13 protein-coding genes are annotated in these 20,202 nt (G+C 45.0%); 10 read left to right on the top strand and 3 right to left on the bottom strand.

Annotation, left to right across the window (positions count from 1 at the left end; genetic code table 11):
- Window positions 1-22: 22 nt before the first annotated feature.
- From HYN43_RS10305 to HYN43_RS10270, 8 genes are all read left to right on the top strand, one after another.
- Complete coding sequence (locus HYN43_RS10305; RefSeq protein ID WP_119411614.1) at window positions 23-1,372, top strand: Gfo/Idh/MocA family protein; 1,350 nt, start codon at window positions 23-25, stop codon at window positions 1,370-1,372.
- A 543-nt stretch (window positions 1,373-1,915) separates the two neighbouring features.
- Complete coding sequence (locus HYN43_RS10300) at window positions 1,916-4,981, top strand: SusC/RagA family TonB-linked outer membrane protein (RefSeq protein WP_119411613.1); 3,066 nt, start codon at window positions 1,916-1,918, stop codon at window positions 4,979-4,981.
- A gap of 32 nt (window positions 4,982-5,013) precedes the next feature.
- Window positions 5,014-6,534 carry a RagB/SusD family nutrient uptake outer membrane protein gene (locus HYN43_RS10295; RefSeq protein WP_119411612.1) on the top strand — a complete coding sequence of 507 codons (1,521 nt, stop codon included), beginning with the start codon at window positions 5,014-5,016 and terminating at the stop codon, window positions 6,532-6,534.
- 84 nt (window positions 6,535-6,618) lie between these two features.
- Window positions 6,619-8,019: an aryl-sulfate sulfotransferase gene (locus HYN43_RS10290; RefSeq protein ID WP_119411611.1), complete on the top strand. Its 1,401-nt coding sequence runs from the start codon at window positions 6,619-6,621 to the stop codon at window positions 8,017-8,019.
- Window positions 8,020-9,042 (top strand): c-type cytochrome, encoded by a 1,023-nt coding sequence (locus HYN43_RS10285; protein ID WP_205589912.1) that lies wholly within the window; start codon window positions 8,020-8,022, stop codon window positions 9,040-9,042.
- Between the two features lie 207 nt (window positions 9,043-9,249).
- Window positions 9,250-12,237, top strand: coding sequence for a glycoside hydrolase domain-containing protein (locus HYN43_RS10280; RefSeq protein WP_119411610.1), 2,988 nt, complete (start codon window positions 9,250-9,252; stop codon window positions 12,235-12,237).
- A gap of 214 nt (window positions 12,238-12,451) precedes the next feature.
- On the top strand, window positions 12,452-13,147 hold the full coding sequence (locus HYN43_RS10275; RefSeq protein ID WP_119411609.1) for an adenylate/guanylate cyclase domain-containing protein: 696 nt from the start codon (window positions 12,452-12,454) through the stop codon (window positions 13,145-13,147).
- A gap of 242 nt (window positions 13,148-13,389) precedes the next feature.
- Complete coding sequence (locus HYN43_RS10270) at window positions 13,390-14,919, top strand: alpha/beta hydrolase family protein (RefSeq protein WP_119411608.1); 1,530 nt, start codon at window positions 13,390-13,392, stop codon at window positions 14,917-14,919.
- 34 nt (window positions 14,920-14,953) lie between these two features.
- On the opposite strand, the gene HYN43_RS10265 is transcribed toward HYN43_RS10270, so the two are convergent.
- Entirely contained in the window at window positions 14,954-15,076 is a 123-nt protein-coding gene (locus tag HYN43_RS10265) for a hypothetical protein (RefSeq protein ID WP_245447232.1), read from the bottom strand.
- Between the two features lie 362 nt (window positions 15,077-15,438).
- Here HYN43_RS10265 and HYN43_RS10260 point away from each other — a divergent pair, with 362 nt between their 5' ends.
- The gene (locus HYN43_RS10260) at window positions 15,439-16,551 is read left to right on the top strand and encodes a glycoside hydrolase family 43 protein (RefSeq protein ID WP_119411607.1); all 1,113 of its coding nucleotides are present in this window, start codon (window positions 15,439-15,441) and stop codon (window positions 16,549-16,551) included.
- Window positions 16,552-16,652: 101 nt separating this feature from the next.
- On the opposite strand, the gene HYN43_RS10255 is transcribed toward HYN43_RS10260, so the two are convergent.
- Together HYN43_RS10255 and HYN43_RS10250 are read right to left on the bottom strand one after the other, a co-directional pair.
- On the bottom strand, window positions 16,653-17,429 hold the full coding sequence (locus HYN43_RS10255) for an SDR family oxidoreductase (protein WP_119411606.1): 777 nt from the start codon (window positions 17,427-17,429) through the stop codon (window positions 16,653-16,655).
- A gap of 290 nt (window positions 17,430-17,719) precedes the next feature.
- Window positions 17,720-18,751 (bottom strand): LacI family DNA-binding transcriptional regulator, encoded by a 1,032-nt coding sequence (locus HYN43_RS10250; protein WP_119411605.1) that lies wholly within the window; start codon window positions 18,749-18,751, stop codon window positions 17,720-17,722.
- Between the two features lie 149 nt (window positions 18,752-18,900).
- Here HYN43_RS10250 and uxuA point away from each other — a divergent pair, with 149 nt between their 5' ends.
- On the top strand, window positions 18,901-20,094 hold the full coding sequence (gene uxuA, locus HYN43_RS10245; protein ID WP_119411604.1) for a mannonate dehydratase: 1,194 nt from the start codon (window positions 18,901-18,903) through the stop codon (window positions 20,092-20,094).
- The last annotated feature ends 108 nt before the right edge of the window (window positions 20,095-20,202 follow it).

Here is a 20,202-nt window from a genome sequence, read left to right as displayed (position 1 = left end):
CCAAAACAACGATATTTAATATATGGAAAGAAGACAATTTCTAAAAACCAGCGCCATTGCAGCGGCAGGTTTCAGTATTTTGCCATCGGGCAGTTTGTTTGCCTCGGCTCCGGCCAAAGTACGTTTAGGTTACATTGGCGTAGGTGCCCGCGGCATGAGCCATATTGCCGAAGGTTTGCTTCGCGATGATGTGGAGATCATAGCAATCTGCGATACGCAGGAAAGCTCCCTGAAAATTTGCCGCGAATACATTGCCAAAAAAGGCCACGCCCCGGTAAAAGAATACACAGGCGGATTGGATGCCTACAAAAAACTGCTCGATCATAAGGATATCGATGCCGTGATCATTGCCACCCCATGGCAGTTTCACCACCCGCAGGCTATTGATGCCATGAAAGCCGGTAAATACGTAGGCTGCGAGGTAATAGCAGGTTTAACGGTAGAAGACCATTGGGATATTGTAAACACCTCCGAAAAAACAGGTATGCCCTACATGACGCTCGAAAACGTTTGTTACCGCCGCGATGTTATGGCTGCCCTGAACATGGTACGCCAGAATTTATTTGGTGAGATGATCCACTTAGAGGGGGGCTATCAGCACAACCTGCGCCAGGTGTTGTTCAATAACGGTAAGCAATATTACGGCGGTGGCGTTGAGTTTGGCCCCAAAGCCTTAAGCGAAGCACAATGGCGTACGCAATTCAATATCGACGTGGATGGCGATATTTATCCGACACACGGTGCAGGCCCCTGCATGCACTACGCCAACATCAATGCGGGCAACCGTTTCACCAACCTGGTATCTTTCAGCAGCAAAGCACGTGGTTTGGCGGCTTATGTAGAGGAGCAATCGCCCGGTCACCCTAATGCCAAGATCAATTATAAAAATGGCGACGTAACTACTACCATGATCAATTGTGCCAATGGCGAAACCGTGTTATTGAGCCACGATACGCATTTACCACGCCCGTATTCGTTAGGTTTCCGTGTGCAGGGTACAAAAGGTCTCTGGATGGATGTAAACAAAAGTGTTTATATAGATCACCAATCCAAACAGGATGACGTATGGGATCCGGCAAAAGACTGGTTTGATAAATATGATCACCCGCTTTGGAAAAAATACGAAAAGTTTGCCGAGGGAGCAGGTCACGGAGGGATGGACTGGTTTGTATTTAATGCCTTTATCGAATCGGTAAAGCAAAAACGCCAAACGCCTATTGATGTTTATGACTCGGTTACCATGAGTGTGATTACGCCGCTATCAACCCAATCATTGAAAAAGGGCAATGCCAGCGTGGAGTTTCCTGATTTTACCAAAGGGAAGTGGAGGGAGAGGAAGAATACTTTCGCTTTGGATGATAGTGGATTTTAAGCAGCAAGTTTTAATAGTTTTGTATATGGAGCCCGGCGCAAGCCGGGCTTTTTTAATAATATACCGCGGGTTTAGCGATAGCGTAACCCGTGGGAATAAAAGGTTAAGCTTTCAGCTTAACCTTTACATAGCGATTTCTGGTCGAAGTTACGCTATCGCTAAACTTCGACCAGTATCGGTTTTACACCACGGGTTAGGCTGTCGCTAAACCCGCGGCAGATTATATGGAAATAATCGCCTCGTAATCAATTTCTTCCCGCTACTTCCCAAAACACGCCGATTCTCTCAAATCGATAACCAAAAGCTCACGCAATCCATCATAATCACCTCCAAAAACCACTTCAATTACCCAATTCGCGCTCGCAAATTACCTCAGATCAAACGTTTGCGTAACGTTAAAATCCTCCAAAACAAACGTTTGCGCTGTGTTTGCAGGCCCGATTTTTTGCTTTAAAAAACCTGTATCTCTAATTTCCAATATTCAAAAACAGGGCTAAAAACAACAAAAAACTAACAATTAATTAATACTAACACCCACCACGTATGATTAAAATTTACTCAACCTCAAAACAGGGTGCAGGCAAACACATTAATTTAAGAGGGCAGTTTAGCAGCCTTTTTAAATTAATATGCTGCACCCTCCTTTTATTATTGCCGGTACTGGCCAACGCGCAAACAGTTATCAGCGGTAGCGTGAAAGATAAAGACGGTCCCGTTATTGGGGCTACAGTAACTCAGCAAGGCGTTAAAAACACCACCACTACCGATGTTAATGGCAAGTTTAAGCTTACTTTACAAGGGAGCGCCAACAAGCTGCTTGTATCTTATGTAGGCTATAAAACGCAGGAAGTAACTATCGGCAATTCAACCCAACTTACTATTACTTTACAGGAAGATCTCAACAAACTGAATGAGGTAGTTGTTGTAGGCTATGGCAGTGTAAAAAAGGGTGACCTTACCGGTTCTATCAGCTCCATCAAAAGTGATAACCTAACACTGGGTGGTACCACTACCAATATCGGCCAGGCTATACAGGGCAAGGCTGCCGGTGTGCAGGTGCAGCAATCAAGCTTCGCGCCGGGTGCCGGTATTAATATTACGGTGAGGGGTGGTAACTCAATCAACACCTCAACATCGCCTTTATATGTGGTTGATGGTTTCATTAGCGATAATGGCAACCAGGTTAATCCTAACGATGTGGAGGATATCCAGGTGCTTAAAGATGCATCGGCCACGGCCATTTATGGTGCAAGGGGCGGTAACGGTGTTGTATTGATTACTACAAAAAAAGGCAAAAACGGTAAGGTTTCGCTGGATGTAGATGTATCGGGCGGTACGCAGCATCTAACTTATAAACCGGAGTTATTAACCGGGCAGCAATACACCGATATTCAAAACGCCACCGCTTTAGAGGACGGCAAACCTCAACCGTATCCGTCAAGTTTCCAGGTGGCTAATACCAACTGGCTAAAACTGGCAACCCGTAACGCTACGGTACAGAATCAAAGCATCAGCCTAAGTTCGGGCGATCAAAATTCTAAGATCTATGTTGCCGCTAACCACATTAAACAAGTAGGTGTGTTGCAGCATACCGGCTACGAACGTTACACCGCCAGGATAGGTGCCGAGAAAACGATGAGCGATAACCTGAAGATCAGTGCTAATTTTTACGGCGCTAATTCAAATTCAACTTTACAATCATACTCGGGCGATATTACCGCGCCGTTATTCAGTTTGTTAACAGCACCACCAAACGTAAACCCTTATAATGCCGATGGTACTTATAACTATTATGTTACCCAGGGCACAAAAACTAACGCTTTATCCGGTTTGTTAGAGCCAACCAATAACAGCGGCAACAAATTGGTTAATGCCAATATCGGTCTGGATTATAAGGTGATTAACGGTTTAACCTATCACCTTACAGCCGGTACAGAATACAGCCAGACCATCGAGGGACAATATCTGCCAACGACAACCATAGCAGGCGCTAAACAAGGTGGTGTGGCTACCGAGAAATCATCGTCGGCTTTTAGGTGGATTGTGGAGAATTATTTTACCTATAAGTTTAACCTCGCCAAAGACCACGACTTTACTGTGTTATTAGGTACATCAAACCAAAAAGACGTAACCGAAAGCCTCAACGCCGGATCGAAAGGTTTTTCTACCGATGCCTTCCTGTATTACAACCTTGGTGCCGGTTCGTTACCCAATGGTTACGGAAGTGCGAAAGCCGAAGCATTTTTAACTTCATATTTCACCAGGTTAAACTATGCATATAAAGATAAGATACTGGCTTCATTCTCTTTCCGTGATGACCGTTCCTCAAATTTTGGCTCAAACAAGCGCTCTGGTTATTTCCCGGCAGGTGCTGTAGCTTATAAGCTTACTGATGAAGATTTTGTTAAAGACCTGAACACATTTTCGAACCTGAAAGCCCGCGTAAGCTACGGTATTACCGGTAACGACCGCATTCCGGCCAGCTTATACCTTTCAACTTTTGGCCCTTACGGTGTGGTGCTTAACGAAACCGGTAACTTACAAACCGGTATCGAGCCAAAAACACTGGCCAACCCTAACCTTAAATGGGAAGCCACCCGCCAGCTGGATATTGGTTTGGATATGGGCTTTGCCAACGGCCGTATCAATACCAGCATTGATTACTATTCCAAAAAAACAACCGACTTGCTGATCCAGATCCCTATCGGGCAACAGTGGGGTTTCAGTAATCAATATGTTAACGGCGGTGCTATCCAAAACCGGGGTATCGAGCTTTCGGTTAATACCAGCAATATCCGCAACAAAGATCTGTCGTGGAATACCACCGTTACTTTTGCTTACAACAAGCAGAAAGCCTTGGATTTAGGCCCGGGTGTAACGGTGATCAGCACCAATACTGCCAACCCAAGCGGTACGGTTTCTGGCCAGGAGTTCACCCGTGTTGTGCCGGGCATTGAATTGGGCGAATTGTACGGCTACATTTACGAAGGCGTAGTTAAAACCGGCGAGAAATACGCCCCTCAACCAAACTCAAAAGCCGGCGACCCGAAATACAAAGATGTTAACGGCGACGGCGTAATTACCCCGGCCGACCGTACTTATCTTGGTAATTCAAACCCGCATTACATGGCCGGTTTCGGTAACGATTTCCATTACAAAGGCATTGATCTGGGTATCTTTTTCCAGGGAGCGTTTGATTATTACCTGTACAACATGAACGCCATGGTATTGGAATCAACTACCGGCGCGGCGGCATTGAACAGGTTTGTTGCCGGTAAAAATGAAAATACTTCCATCCCTCGCGAAGGTTATTACCTGAGCACTTACGGCAGCTACGTAAACTCGCGCTTTGTTGAAAACGCCTCTTATGTACGCCTGAAATCATTAACGCTGGCTTATAATTTCCCGGCAAACTGGTTCCAGAATATGAAAATATTACAGGGCGTAAAAGTGTATGCCGAAGCACAAAACCTGTGGACAATTACCGGCTATAAAGGTACCGACCCTGAGGTAAACGTACACTCGGGCGCTTTGGGCGGCGGTTTGGATTTTAACTCCTTCCCGGCATTTAAAACCGTAACCTTCGGTATCAAGGCATCAATTCATTAATCCATTAAGGGATCAACAAAATTTAAATCGAAATGAAAAAATATAATATCCTTGTATTGGCAGCGGCGGTGCTTGCACAGTTTTCGTGTAACAAAACCAACCTCGAGCCTAAAATATATAGCAGCTTAACAAGTCAAAATGCTTTCTTAACCAAATCAGACGCTATCGCGGCAGTTAACTCGGTTTACGCCCGCCTTAAAGGCCCCGCAGTTGGCGATAACTTTGATTATTGGACGGTTAGGCACTTCGCCCTTACCGATTTAACTACCGATGTTGGCCATTGTAGTTACGCAGGCGACCCTGGTCAGCTATCGCAAGTGCAATGGAACTCGGCCAACGGTTTAATTGCCGAAGATTACCGTCAGATCTACAAACTGATTGCCAACGCCAACAATGCTATTTACAACATCGCTGCAATGAGCAGTATCTCGGCCGCCGAGAAAAACCAGTTTCTGGCCGAGATGAAGTTTTTGCGTGCCATTGCATATTCTGATTTAACCGACTCGTGGGGGCCGGTGATCCTGAATACCGAGAAAGATGTAGCCAATCCCGATTATAAGGCGCAAACTAAACCAAGCCCGGTGGCTGATGTTGATGCACTGATGATAACCGATCTGGAAAATGCCATCAGCGTTTTACCAACAGATTATACCAAAAACAGCATCTACTCAACCAATGATGTTGGCCGTGCTACCAAAGGTGCCGCTATGTTCCTGTTAGCTAAAATTTACCTGCGTGAACACGCCTGGCAAAAAGCTGCCGATTTAACCAAACAAGTAATAGATTTGGGTATCTATCAATTGTATCCAAGCTATGAGGGCTTGTTTAAAGAATCGAATACCTGGTGCTCTGAAAATATATTCTCAGTATTAAGCGATGCCAACGTTAACGGTACCGAATTGCTGAACCACTTCGGCCCGCTAAGTCACCCGGTATTAACCGACAGGTGGCAGTATTACGCCGTAACCTGGGACTTTTATAATAGCTATGGCGATGAGGACGACCGTAAAAAAATGTTCTTCACGCAATACGATGGGGTAGACGGTTTAACCCACAAACAAGCGCCATCATTAGGTGCAACCGCTCCGGACGGTGTTTTATACATGCCCGATGTAGCTACTATGAAATATGCCGACCCGAACGGTGCCAATACCTACTATGACGGCCACAGCGTGGATGTTTTACGCTATGCCGATGTATTACTAAGCCGTGCCGAAGCGCTTAACGAACTGGGCGGCCCAACTGTTGAGGCTGTTGGCCTGGTAAACCAGGTAAAAGGCCGCTCGCATGCAAAACTGTTGGTAGCAGCAAACCTTACACAGGCAACCTTCCGCGATGCTTTATTGCAGGAACGTGGTTGGGAGCTTTATTATGAAGGCAAACGCCGGGCCGATCTGAAACGCTTTGGTAAGTATGATGTAATTGTGAACGCTTACCTGAAACGCATTGGCGCAACCAATACCGTGCAGCTACCGCGCGATGAATATTTCCCGTATCCGCTTAACCAGGTTAATATCAACCCTAACCTGAACAACGCGGGCAGGCAACAATAAGCATTAAATAATGATAGGATAAAGAATACGCGGCTTCCTATCGCCGTGTATTCTTTACCATTTAACCGGATTACAAATTGAGTGATGAAGGATTGGTTTAAAATATTAGTAATAGGATTGCTGGGTACGATGATGAGCGGATGCTCGGACATTAATGTGGTGAAGGAGATACACCTGGGGCTTTACAACAATAACGAGCTGAAAATAAGGCTGGATGTAACCACCACCAAACCCGTTGATCTGTATGCCGAATATTGGATTGAGGGCAAGCACCCTGAAAAATACCGTTCGGTAAATACCAGCAAGGCCACATCGTACAAACTGGTGCTAACTAATATTTTGCCCGATACTACTTACTCATATCATATTGTAACGGTTAGCAACGGAGATACTACGGTAGGCAAAACCTACAATTTTAAATCGCACCAGTTGCCGCTGTTTTTGCAGGAACAGTTTAACGCAAAGGTAGCTCCGAAAGCCACATTACCGGGCGAGTTTAATGACGGGCTGATGCTCATTAACAAACGCTACGCGCCGGGCGTGGCTTACCTGGTTGATAACAAAGGGCAGATCAGGTGGTACCATACCATAGATGACCTTGGTTTTAAGGTGATCAATTTTACTAAAGATAAAACCCTGCTCTCTATTTTAGGTCGTAATGATGAACCTACCAGTTATGGCAGCGAAATATTGGAGATCAATTTATTGGGCGATACCCTGCTGCACCTCAAAAAAGGGCAGGGCGATTTTAAACAAATCATCCATCACGAGATATTGAAAAATGATAAAGACCAGCTGGTTTTTATTTATGTAGATAAGCGGATAATGGATCTTTCTTCGGTTGGCGATGCTAAACAGGACACCGTTAATGGTGATGGCATTATGGTGATGGATAAAACCGGCAAGCAGCTTTACAAATGGAGTGTGTTTGATGTGATGGATCCGCTGAAAGATCCAAAGATCATGAAAACAAAAAAAGACTGGATGCATGCAAACAGCCTTAGCTACGACAGGGATGGAAACTACTTGATGTCGTTTTACAATAACGGGCAGATCTGGAAGATCAACGCAAAAACCGGCAAGGTGATCTACAAATTTGGCAAAGGTGGAACTATTAAAATGCCTGCCGATTGCAATTTTACACAAGCCCATGCCGCGCATATCAACGCGCAGGGTAACCTCATGTTTTTTGATAACGGAGTAGAGAAACACCAGTCGGGCGTATATGCCATGAAGATAGATGAGCAACACCAAAGTTCAACCATCGCCATGCATATCCAGCTACCTAAAGAAATTTTTAACGGCCGCATGGGCAGCGCCTATCAAATAAACGATACCACCACACTGGTTTGCTGCTCAAAAAGGCACATTGTAGTGCTGGCCGATAACAAGGGCCGTTTACACTGGACGATGGAAACATCTGTACCAACCTACCGTGCCGGCTTTATAAAATATGAACAGCTCAATCCTTATTTAAAACCATAAATGATGATGAACAGGAAATTTCAATATATAACCCTTTTATTGCTGTTGTTTGTTTTTGCTAACGCGATGCAGCTAACATCATGCAGCGGCAGCAACGCAGAGGAGACAACCAATGCCGAATCTGCGGCGGCTGAGAAACTGGTCTCGATAGATACTACCAAAATTCCGGGGGGCAAATACGGTGCTGCGGTGCGTTACGGCAGGGAATTGATGTTGCATACCGCTTACTACATTGGCCCGGAGGGTATTAACGGGCATTATACCGGTAACAAAATGAATTGTACCAATTGCCACCGCGATGCCGGTACAAGGCCTTACGCCTTTAACCTGGTGCGTTCGTTTAAAGATTACCCGCAGTATCGGGCGAGGGAGGGGAGGATCTTATCACTGGCCGAGCGCATCAACAACTGCGTAATGCGACCTAATCTGGGTAAACCCTTACCTTTGGATGGCAAGGAGATGATCTCAATTATGGCTTACCTCAAATTCCTGAGCGATTCATCAAACGTAGCGCAAGTTAAAAAAGGTATCAAAAACCTTGAAGTTGAGCTGCCGGATGTAGCCGCATCATCCGACAGGGGAGAAGTGCTCTACGCCCAAAACTGCGAGCGTTGCCACGCCAAAAATGGCGAGGGCAAAATGCGTTTTGATAACGTAACTTACGAATATCCGCCGGTATGGGGTTTACTGGCTTACCGACCCGGATCGAGCATGCACCGGGTGGTCAAGCTTGCACAATGGCTAAAGGGTAATATGCCTTATGATAAAACGGAGGTAGGCAAACCTTTTCTTACCGATGCCCAGGCGCTTGATATTGCCGCTTATGTTAACGATGATAAAAAACACAAACGCCCGTTGCCCAAAACCACAAAAGAGGTTGATTATCCTAACTATGATGAAAAGGCGATAGATTATGATAAAGGGCCTTTTAAAGATCCTTTTACAGAACAGCAGCATAAATATGGGCCGTATAAGCCTATTATTGATTTCTGGGAAGGTAAGGGGATAACGCCTACGATATAAGAATAAGAACCAATAAATAGAAGTGGGGGGGGATAGTGCGATTCCCTCCCTTGGGAGGGTTTAGGGAGGGGTTTCTTTACCATGCATATCCGTTAGCACAGTATAGGAACCCCTCCCTGCCACTACACTCGCCGGCACACCCCTCCCGAGGGAGGGAATTAGAAGGCACATCACCAGATTATAAAAAGTACTGACTAAATTTATTTCATGAAAAAACAATTGTTGGCTGCGGCCATCCTTTTAACCGGCTTTACCGCATCGGCGCAAAAAGTACCTTATACCAATTGCGATAACTGCTGGCTGGCCGATTCGTTAGGTAATCACCGTGTAGTATTAACTTTTAACGGTACCGGCAAGGTAGCTAAAGCGATGATCAACTGGCGCAGAAGGGACGATAACCCAGAAAACAAGCGGATTATTATTGAAGATGCTAAAACCAAACAAAAAATAACCAATGTAAAAATAGGTGCCGTAAACCGCGAAAACGGAGAGCTGTATTTCGAGCCTACATCGGGCAAAGGCGAGTATTTTGTATACTACATGCCTTACAAAAACGAAGGCCGCTCAAATTATCCTAAAGGAGTCTATCTTAAACCGGAAAACACAGCCTCGGCGGATTGGCTGAACACATTGCCTGCCGATAAGCAGATCCCGGCAGCAACTGTAAAAGAATATCAATCGATAGATGCTTTTAATAGCTTTTATCCCATGGAGGTGATCGCTACAAAAGCCGAGACTGAAACCCTGATCAGCAAATATAAAACCGAATCCTTCCTGATCTTCCCGGAAGACAGGATGAACTCCATCCGCATGACAAAGGATTTACCGCAGCGTTGGATAGAAGCTTATCCGCAAGCAAAATATGTTGGTGAGGCCGCCCGTGGTGAAAACTTTGCATTTCAATTAGGCCTATATGCGTTGAAAAATATTGAAAATGTTCAGGTGAAATTCACCGAACTGAAAGCGGCAAACGGAAAAACTATCCCGGCTGCAAACCTGTTTTGTATCAACACCGGTGGTACAGCTTACGATGGTAGGCCGCTTACCAAAATCGTAAATATAAAACAGGGCGAAGTACAGGCCTTGTGGTGTGGCGTGGATGTTCCGGCGTCTGTAGTTATGGCTACATATACCGGGAAAGCCACCATCAGCATTAATGGCAAACCTGCAAAAACAATAGCCCTAACCATCCGCGTAAATAACAAATTATCGAAAGACGGTGGCGTAAGCGAACCTGATAAAATGACACGCCTGGGCTGGTTAAACTCTACCATGGCGCAGCAGAATACTGTTATCGCACCTTATACTCCTTTGCAGGTAAGCGGCAACACCGTAAGTTTATTAGGCCGTAAAGTAGAGGTGAACCAGGACGGCTTTCCGAAACAGATCCAAACTTATTTCACTCCCGAAATGACGGAGTACGCAACCGCGCCAAACAACCTGTTAACTGAAGGCATCCACTTTCATTTTATCAATGCGGCAGGCAACAAAATAAACCTGAAAAGCCAGGGCATACAATTCACCAAAAAAGAACCAGGAACCGTACAGTGGACAGCCACGAGCGCTAACGATAGCTTGCAGATGAATGTAAGTGCATCGTTAGAGTTTGATGGTTTTATAGCCTACACCGTAAAGGTTAAAGCCTTGCAGGATGTAAGCCTGAAAGATATCACCATGCATATCCCCTTTAAAAAGGAGTTTGCAAAATATATGATGGGCCTGGGCCAGAAAGGTGGCTACCGCCCTGAAAACTTTGAGTGGAAATGGGATGTAGCGCACAAAAATCAGGACGGCGCATGGATTGGTAATGTGAACGGCGGCCTGCAATATTCGCTAAGAGATGAAAAATATGTACGCCCGCTTAATACCAATTTCTACCTGCAAAAGCCTTTGTTACTGCCCACATCATGGGGTAATGATAACAAAGGCGGTATTAAAGTAACCTTTGATGGCAAGGCCGTATTAGCCAATAACTATAGCGGGGAGCGCGATCTGAAAAAAGGCGATGAATTATATTACAATTTTACGCTGCTTATCACGCCGTTCCATACTATCAATACCGATTTTCAGTGGGCCACAAGGTTTTATCATGCTTACAAACCTATCGATACCATTAAACAGGCCGGTGCTACTTTGATCAATATCCACCACGCAACCGCTATTAACCCAACTATCAATTACCCCTTCATCGCCTGGCAAAAAATGAAGGCTTACGATGATTCGGCACACGCGGCGGGATTGAAAGTGAAGATCTATAATACCATCCGCGAGTTATCAAATCATGCTTACGAAACTTTCGCCCTGCGTAGTTTAGGCCACGAAATCTATTCGCCGGGCAAGGGGGGAGGCTTTAGCTGGTTGCAGGAACACGTGGGCGACGATTACATAGCTGCCTGGTTTGTACCCGAAATTAAAGATGCTGCCATTATTAATAGCGGCATGAACCGCTGGCACAATTACTACGTAGAGGGCATGAACTGGCTAACGCAAAACGTAGGCATCGATGGTATTTACCTGGACGATGTTGCCTTTGATCGTGTTACCATGAAGCGCATTAAACGTGTGCTCACCAAAGATGGGCATCCCGGTATTATCGACTTACACTCTGCCAATCAATACAACAAGAGCGATGGTTTTGATAACAGTGCAAACCTGTACATGGAGCATTTTCCGTACCTCAACAGGCTTTGGTTCGGCGAGTATTTTGATTACGAAAAAAATGATCCTGATTTTTTCCTGACCGAAGTGAGCGGTATCCCTTTTGGTTTAATGGGCGAGATGCTGCAAGGCGGTGGCAACAAATGGCGAGGCATGGTTTACGGCATGACCAACCGCATGCCATGGAGCGATGGTGCCGACCCGCGCCCGATCTGGAAAGCCTGGGACGATTTCGGTATCAAAGGCACTAAAATGATAGGCTATTGGGTTGATGATAACCCTTTAAAAACCGACAAGGAAAAAGTGATTGCTACCGTTTACAAAAAAGATGGTGCTGCCATGGTAGCTATAGCCAGTTGGGAAAACACCGATACCGATTTCAAATTAAACATCGACTGGAAAAAATTAGGTATCGACCCGGCAAAAGCAACGATTACCGCGCCCGAAATTAAAAGCTTTCAACCTGCCAAAACTTTCGGAATGAACGATAGGATTCCGGTTGAAAAAGGGAAGGGTTGGTTATTGGTCATCAAATAAAAACCTTCTTTATTTAATGAACGGGCATTGTACAGGAGTTGTTAATCAATCCTGCAATGCCCGTATTTTTTCATATTGTGTCATCCTAAAATTACAGTGTCATATCAAACTCTAAATCAGGTCATCCATTTATCACAAGCAGGTAATTTAAATTTTATTTAAAATGTTTTCGTGAGCTTCGCGTCTGAGTTAGTATACCATAAAATATACGCTGATGAAAAACTTAGACTTGATATTAAACGGTGCCTGCACCATCAATATAAATACCGCTGCCGACGAAGAAAAAGAGTTGGCGATTTTATTCCTTGATATCCGCAATTTTACCGGGCTGATGGAATCGCAACCGGGCCAGGTAGTGATTAACGTGGTGCGCCGCTTATTTACTGCCTTTAACCAGATCATCAAAAACTTTCAGGGCAAGGTGGTTGAAATAGCCGGCGATAACCTGTATGCCGTTTTCGGTTTGCAAACCGGCATCCGCGAGGCTGCTAATAATGCTTACCAGGCCACCAAAGCCATGTTTCAAACCATCAATATGTTTAACGAGGCTTATGCCGAGCCATTTTATGGCGGTCCGCTGGAGATAGGAGTGGGGATGCATACGGGTAAGGTATTGGTTGGCGAGTTTGGCCTTGATGGCGCCAGTAATTTATCGGTGATGGGCTTGCCGGTAAATATAGCGGCAAGGCTGCAGGCTAAAACCAAAGAGCTGAACAATGATCTCCTCATTTCGGAAGAGGCTTATCTGTTGTTGGATACTGCTGATACTGATTTCAGTCATCAAACCATTAATTTACAGGGAATCTCACACGGGCAGCAAATCCGCTTAGCCGGTAAGCCGTATTTAACTACGCATTATCTAAACGCCCCGACTCAAAGCTTTGATTATCTTTTGGCTATCTCGGGTTAAAAACCAATCTATTAATACCATTTGGCGAATTTGATAGAGTTTTAGCTTTACCTATAATTTGCAAAAGATTTGTGCAATCGATTGTATAAATCTTTTTTTATTTGTTACTTAGTGATGTAAACCATCAAACAAAAATTTCGGGGCGGTATGAAATTGCTAAAGCTATCGCTATTAATGATGTGCCGTGGTTTATAACGCCTGTTCGGGCCAGCATCTAAACTATAAACCAAAATCAAGGAGAAATGAAAAATACAATATTGTTTTTTCTATTAAGCTGCGCAATAGCAGTAAAGGCCCAAAGCCCGGCACCCGTAAACTTCACTGCCGATCAGGATCATCAAAATATGATGAAGCAGTTGGGGATTAAGGCACTACGTAACGGCCCCAGCGGCGATGAGTCGGCTCCTAACCATGCCAATTATGATGAGGCGCTGGCTAATCCGTATCCTGATTTGCCGGAAGTGCTTACATTAAAAAACGGTAAAAAGGTAACCACCGCACAAATGTGGTGGAACCAGCGCCGCCCCGAAATTGTGGAAGATATGGAGCGCGAAGTTTATGGCCGCATTCCGGCAAATGTACCTAAAGTAAACTGGACGGTAAATGTTACAGACAATGAACGGGTTGGCTTTTTCCCGGTTATAGCCAAACAGCTTATCGGCCACGTTGATAACACCGCTTATCCGCTCATTAATGTAAATATCGAAATGACGCTGGTGCTTCCGGCAAATGCCAAGGGACCGGTGCCCGTATTAATGATGTTTGGCCGGAGTGCTTTGCCCGCACCTGCTCAGCCCCCTGCCGCCGATGTAGAAAAAATCAACAAAGCGCTGAAAGAAATGCTGGTAAAAGAGCATCCCGAATTAAAAACCATTTTTGAAAAACACCCGGCTTATAATCCCATTCCTGAGCAATCGCCCTTCGGTCCGGGCGGCTTCCCGGCAGCTAAAAGTGATCCGCCAACTGCTATGCAATTGATAGCTAATGGCTGGGGTTATGTATTGATTGATCCGTCGTCTATCCAGGCCGATAATGCTGAGGGGCTTACCCGGGGGATTATAGGTTTGGTAAACAAGGGTCAGCCACGTAAGCCGGATGATTGGGGCGCTTTACGGGCCTGGTCGTGGGGAGCGGCGCGGGCTTTGGATTATCTCGAAACAGAGCCGCGTGTTGATGCCAGGCATGTAGGTATTGAAGGTGTATCCCGCTATGGTAAAGCAGCACTGGTTACATTAGCCTTTGAACAACGTTTTGCCATGGGCCTGATAGGCTCATCGGGCGAGGGTGGAGCCAAGCTGCATCGCCGTAATTTTGGTGAGGCTGTTGAAAGCCTTACGGGCGGTGGGTACTACTGGATGGCCGGTAACTTTATGAAATATGGTGCATCGGAAGCCTCATCCGGTGCTAAAACTGCCAAAGATTTGCCGGTAGATGCGCATGAACTGATTGCCCTTTGTGCTCCGCGGTTCACATTTATTAGTTATGGAGTGCCCGAGCAGGGCGATGCCAAATGGCTTGATCAGCAGGGCAGTTATATGGCAACCGTGGCAGCCGGACCGGTATTTAAATTGCTTGGAGCGAAAGATCTTGGTGTTTCAGATAACTATAAAACCGAAAAAATACCCCCGGTTAATACCAGCTTGCTCGAGGGCGAACTGGCCTGGCGGCAGCACGATGGCGGCCATACCGATGCACCAAACGTTAAATATTTTATTACCTGGGCAAACAGGTTGATGCATTACGGCAAGGACGGGTTTGAAAAAAGTAAATAAGCACGCGAGCCACTGCAGATAGCTTGTTAAGTCCTTAAAACCCGATAGAATTGCCGCCGTCAGCCTGTAAAGCAACTCCGGTTACGTATTTGGTACTATCGGCGGGCAGGTAATAAACTGCTTCGGCTACATCAGCAGGTTCGCCCGGTTTGCGCATGGGGGCGGCCCATCACTTTTTGTTTGCGGGCCGGATCATTGTTAAGTGCCTTTGCCGACATATTTGTGGCTATAAAGCCCGGCGCAACACAGTTAACGGTATTGTTAATTTAAATAAAACTTTTTATATTGCAATCGATTGCGTAGGTAAATTTATCGTATAAACCGTTTGCTACAGGCGGGAGGGGTTTTAACCCGTTTTGCCGTTAATTGCTATAGATCCAATTATATTTTACTGTCATAGTTATATCAAAAGCCGGATTAATAACATCATGACCAAACCTAAGTTAACGAAGATGTGCCTGCTGCTACTTATTGTAATAATTACATAACCAATTAAACATCAGCATAAATCAAACAACCATGAACGTCAAATTTATCAATGGATTAATAATCGCAGCCCTTTCTGCACCCCTTTGCATTTTGGGCGCCTGTAATTCATCAACCCAAAAAACACCCGCAAGTGCCGATACCAGCAAAACAGATACCGGCAAAAAAACAAAATACCTTTCACAGCCGCTCATTAGTTCAATTTACACTGCCGATCCATCGGCTCATGTATTTAACGGTAAAATTTATATTTACCCATCGCATGATATCAACGCAGGCATCCCCGAAAATGATAACGGCGATCATTTTGCGATGAGGGATTACCACATCCTGTCGATGGATAGTATCGGTGGCAAGGTTACCGATAATGGAGTAGCGCTTGATATTAAGGATATCCCATGGGCGGGGCGGCAGCTTTGGGCACCGGATGCGGCTTATAAAAATGGCACCTATTATCTGTATTTTCCGGTGAAGGATAAGCAGGATGTTTTCCATATCGGGGTGGCAACCTCTGCAAACCCGGCCGGTCCGTTTAAGGCAGAGCCGCAGCCTATAGCAGGCAGTTACAGTATCGACCCGGCGGTTTTTACCGATACAGATGGCAAAACGTACATGTATTTCGGAGGGATCTGGGGCGGACAGCTTCAACGCTGGATTACCGGAAAATATGAACCCAACGGCTCAAAAACCGATTCGAAACAGGAAGATGCCCCGGCCATAAGCTGCAAAGTTGCCCTGCTTAAACCCGATATGAAAAACTTTGATGGTGCCGCAAAAAACGCTGTTATTGTAGATAGCCTGGGCAAACCATTGTTAACCAAAGATCATAACCGTAGGTTTTTTGAGGGCTCGTGGATGCATAAGTACAACGGAAAGTACTATCTCACATACTCAACCGGCGATACGCATTTGCTTTGCTACGCGATAGGGAACAGCCCGTTGGGTCCTTTTACGTATAAAGGCGTATTTATGAAACCGGTTGAAGGTTGGACAACGCATCATTCCATTATCGAAATTAAGGGTAAATGGTACATATTTTATCACGATACCCAACTATCGGGCAAAACTCATTTACGCAACGTGAAAGTGACCACGCTGGAACATAACGCCGATGGTTCTATTAAGCTGATTGATCCGTTTTTGTAGAATTGATTGATATCGGGAACACCTGATTTTAATAATTAGGTTAATCAGATCATTTTATATAACCGACTGCCTATAAACCACAAAGCAGCCGGTTATATCAATTAAAAGATAGCACGGTTTGCTCCGCCATCTACCTGTATGGTAGTGCCGCTGATATAGGCCGCCGGGGCTGATGAAAGAAAAGCCACCAACGCAGCAAGCTCTTCGGGCTTACCGATGCGGCCAAGCGGAATATTTTTTGTTTTTTCCCTGATGGCTTCTTCGGGATCCATATCCTGGGGTAGGGTATGTTTGATGCGATCTGTAAGGATCAATCCGGGTGCAATATTATTAACGGTAATTCCGTGCATACCCAGTTCGTCGGCAAGCATTTTGGCCATGCCAACCACCGCCATGCGCATTGCCGTTGATAATACCGAATTGGCAAGAACAGATTTTACCGATCCGCTGATGATGTTAATGATACGGCCGCTGCCGGTGCTTTTCATAAAAGGCAATACCAGGCGTGAGGTGCGCACAAAACTGAGCAGGTTTTGTTCGTAAGCCTGCTGCCATTGTTTATCGTCAAAACTTTCAAACTTTCCAAAAGGCGGGCCGCCGGCGTTGTTCACCAATATATCTATCCGGCCATATAAATTACCGGCCTGCTCAATAAAAGCTGTAATTTGGTCATCGCTGCTAACGTCGACCGCAAAAAAATGAACTGGGTTCCCTGTTTTTGAACTGATTTCGGCTGCTGTTTTTTCAAGCTCCGTTACATCGCGCGAGCCGATGATAACTTTCGCTCCCTCGGCTGATAATGCCATAGCCGAGGCTTTTCCCAATCCTTTACTTGCCGCCATCACAACGGCTACTTTTTGATCTAATCCGAGATTCATGGGTAGATTTTTATTTAGGTAAGTGTTTTCAAATTTAGGGATAGTTGGTGGGATTTAGTAGATTATAGCACCATTAGTTGGAGTGAATAATAAGCGGCTACTTGGCGTAGGCTGTAACCATCATAAAGTATTTGCCAATTGGTGTAAAACTGCGCCCTGATTTGTTCGTCAGTATTTGATTCAAACAGGTTGATCATGCCGGGGGTATATGACCAAAAATAACGCAGATTTAAAGGAAACTGTGCTACCCGGTTCTGAAGTTTATTGGCAAAGCACTGAGCAATCAGGCATCATTTCTGCAAATTATTTCTGAGTGACGACTCACGGATGATTAACTCAGACCTTAGTATAAGGCTGTGAGTTTCCTGGAAATCATCCTTATCCACTAAATGATTGATCATCAACTTCGCGGCCACTTCGCCCATTTCGTAGCCTTTATAATTTACCGTAGTAAGCGCGGGTTCTATCACGGTGGCGGTAGGGTCATTGTTAAACCCGGCTACTGCTATATCTGAGGGGATATTTATTCCTTCTTTTTTTAACACCTGCATACATCCGATAGCACAAATATCATTGGCCACAAACAAGCCATCGGGCAGGGGAGACATCTTTAGAATTTTATAAGCTGCATCACTTCCGGCTTTGCTGGTAAGATCGCTGATGATCACCAGGTTTTCGTCAAACAAAAGGTTGTTTTCCTCCAGCGCTCTTTTGTAACCCTGAAGCCGTTCTGCATATACATTGCGCAATTGGTTGCCACCTATATGAACTATGCGTTTACTGCCTTGCTTAATAAGATGATCAGTAATATCATGAGCAGCTTTATAATTATCAATGTAGATCTGCGGGCATGATTCATGCTCAAACACCCTGTCGAAAAATATTACCGGGATGTTTCGCCTTATAAAGGACTCAAAATGATCAAAGTTGGTGGTATCGTAAGCTACCGAAACCAATAATCCATCCACACGATTATTAAGCATAGCCTGGGCATTGCTGGCTTCCTTTTTGGTGCTTTCAAGCGATTGACTAATAAATAAATTGTAGTTATTGCTGTTAGCCACTTTCTCAATACCGGCCAGCACATCGGCCATAAAGTTACTATTTAGCCTCGGAACAATTACGCCTATGATACTGCTTTGCTTTTTGCGGAGGTTGCTGGCGAATGAGTTTGAGCGATAGCCCATTTCGTCGGAAGTTTTAGCAACAAGCTTTTTGGTGGCTTTGCTTACCCTCGGGTGATCTTTCAGCGCCCGGCTAACGGTGGCTGCCGAAATATTAAGCCTGGCGGCAATATCATAAATAGTAATTTCTTTATGCACGTTGTTCGTCGGGGGTATAATCTCCGATCCGGGTGATAAATATATAAATAAAAACTAAACAAAGAATACAATATGCAATCGATTGCATATATTTGACAGGTTGCCTTTGTATATGCAGATCGATGTATCTGCGAAATTGATTTTTTAAAATGATACCTAAATTAGAACAAACATTCAGATGGTTTGGCCCTTCAGACCCGGTTTCTTTACCGGCCATATCACAAACAGGAGCAACAGGCATTGTCAGTGCGCTGCATCACATACCCTGCGGCGACGTGTGGAGCAGCGGCGAGATTGGTGAACGTAAAAAAGTGATTGAGGCGGCAGGTTTCCGCTGGTCTGTTGTTGAAAGCGTTAATATCCATGAAAGTATAAAAATGGGTACATCCGCACGCCAGCGGTATATTGCAAATTACATCGAAACGTTAACCAACCTGGCCGCAGCCGGCATCAACACGGTATGTTATAATTTTATGCCTGTGCTTGATTGGACACGTACACACCTTGATTACCGTTTACCCAACAATGCTTCTGCCTTAAGGTATCATGCCGCCGCGCTGGCCGCATTTGATCTTTATATTCTGCAAAGGGAAAATGCTTTTAATGAGTTTTCTCCTCAACAGCAATCGGCCGCCAAAGCTTACCTTGATACATTAAGCGATGACGAAAAACAACTTTTAACCAACACGATCTTGGCTGGATTACCAGGTACAGATGAGGTATTCACAGTAGATGAATTCAAAGTATATTTAGAAAAATACGCTGCCGTTGATGAGCAAAAATTAAAAGAAAACCTCGGATATTTTTTAAACGCAATAATACCTTATGCCGAAAAATTGGGCATAAACATGTGCATCCATCCGGATGACCCGCCTTTTGCTATTTTAGGGCTTCCGCGAGCTGTTAAATGTGAGCAGGATCTGGTTGATATTATTAATATGTACCCTTCTGTAAATAATGGCATCACGCTTTGCACCGGCTCTTTAGGGGCCAATCCTGGCAATGATATTCCCGGCATCATAAATCGCCTGGGGGGCTATATTCACTTCCTTCATTTAAGGAATGTTTGCAGGGAGCCTGACGGAAGCTTTTACGAAGCGGAACACCTGGAGGGCGATACGGATATGTTTGCTGTAATGAAAGCCATTATCGACGAACAGATACGACGTGAAAAAGCCGGGCGTAGTGATCTTGCAATACCCCTGCGGCCCGATCATGGTCATAAAATACTCGACGATTATAATTACAACACTTACCCCGGCTATTCGGTTACAGGCCGTTTAAAAGGTCTGGCCGAACTACGGGGACTGGAACTGGGTATCAGGCGAATGATAAATGGCTGATGGACGGATGTGACGCATGTGCACTTAAAAAAATCGACACATTCACTATTCATTATGTTTTGATTTTCAAATGGTTTTTTATATTTGCAATCGATTGCATAATCCTGA

It is taken from the genome of Mucilaginibacter celer, from assembly GCF_003576455.2.
GTDB lineage: Bacteria > Bacteroidota > Bacteroidia > Sphingobacteriales > Sphingobacteriaceae > Mucilaginibacter > Mucilaginibacter celer.
The sequence above is the reverse complement of the archived record's forward strand: the minus strand, read 5'-3'. Positions and strand labels throughout refer to the sequence as shown.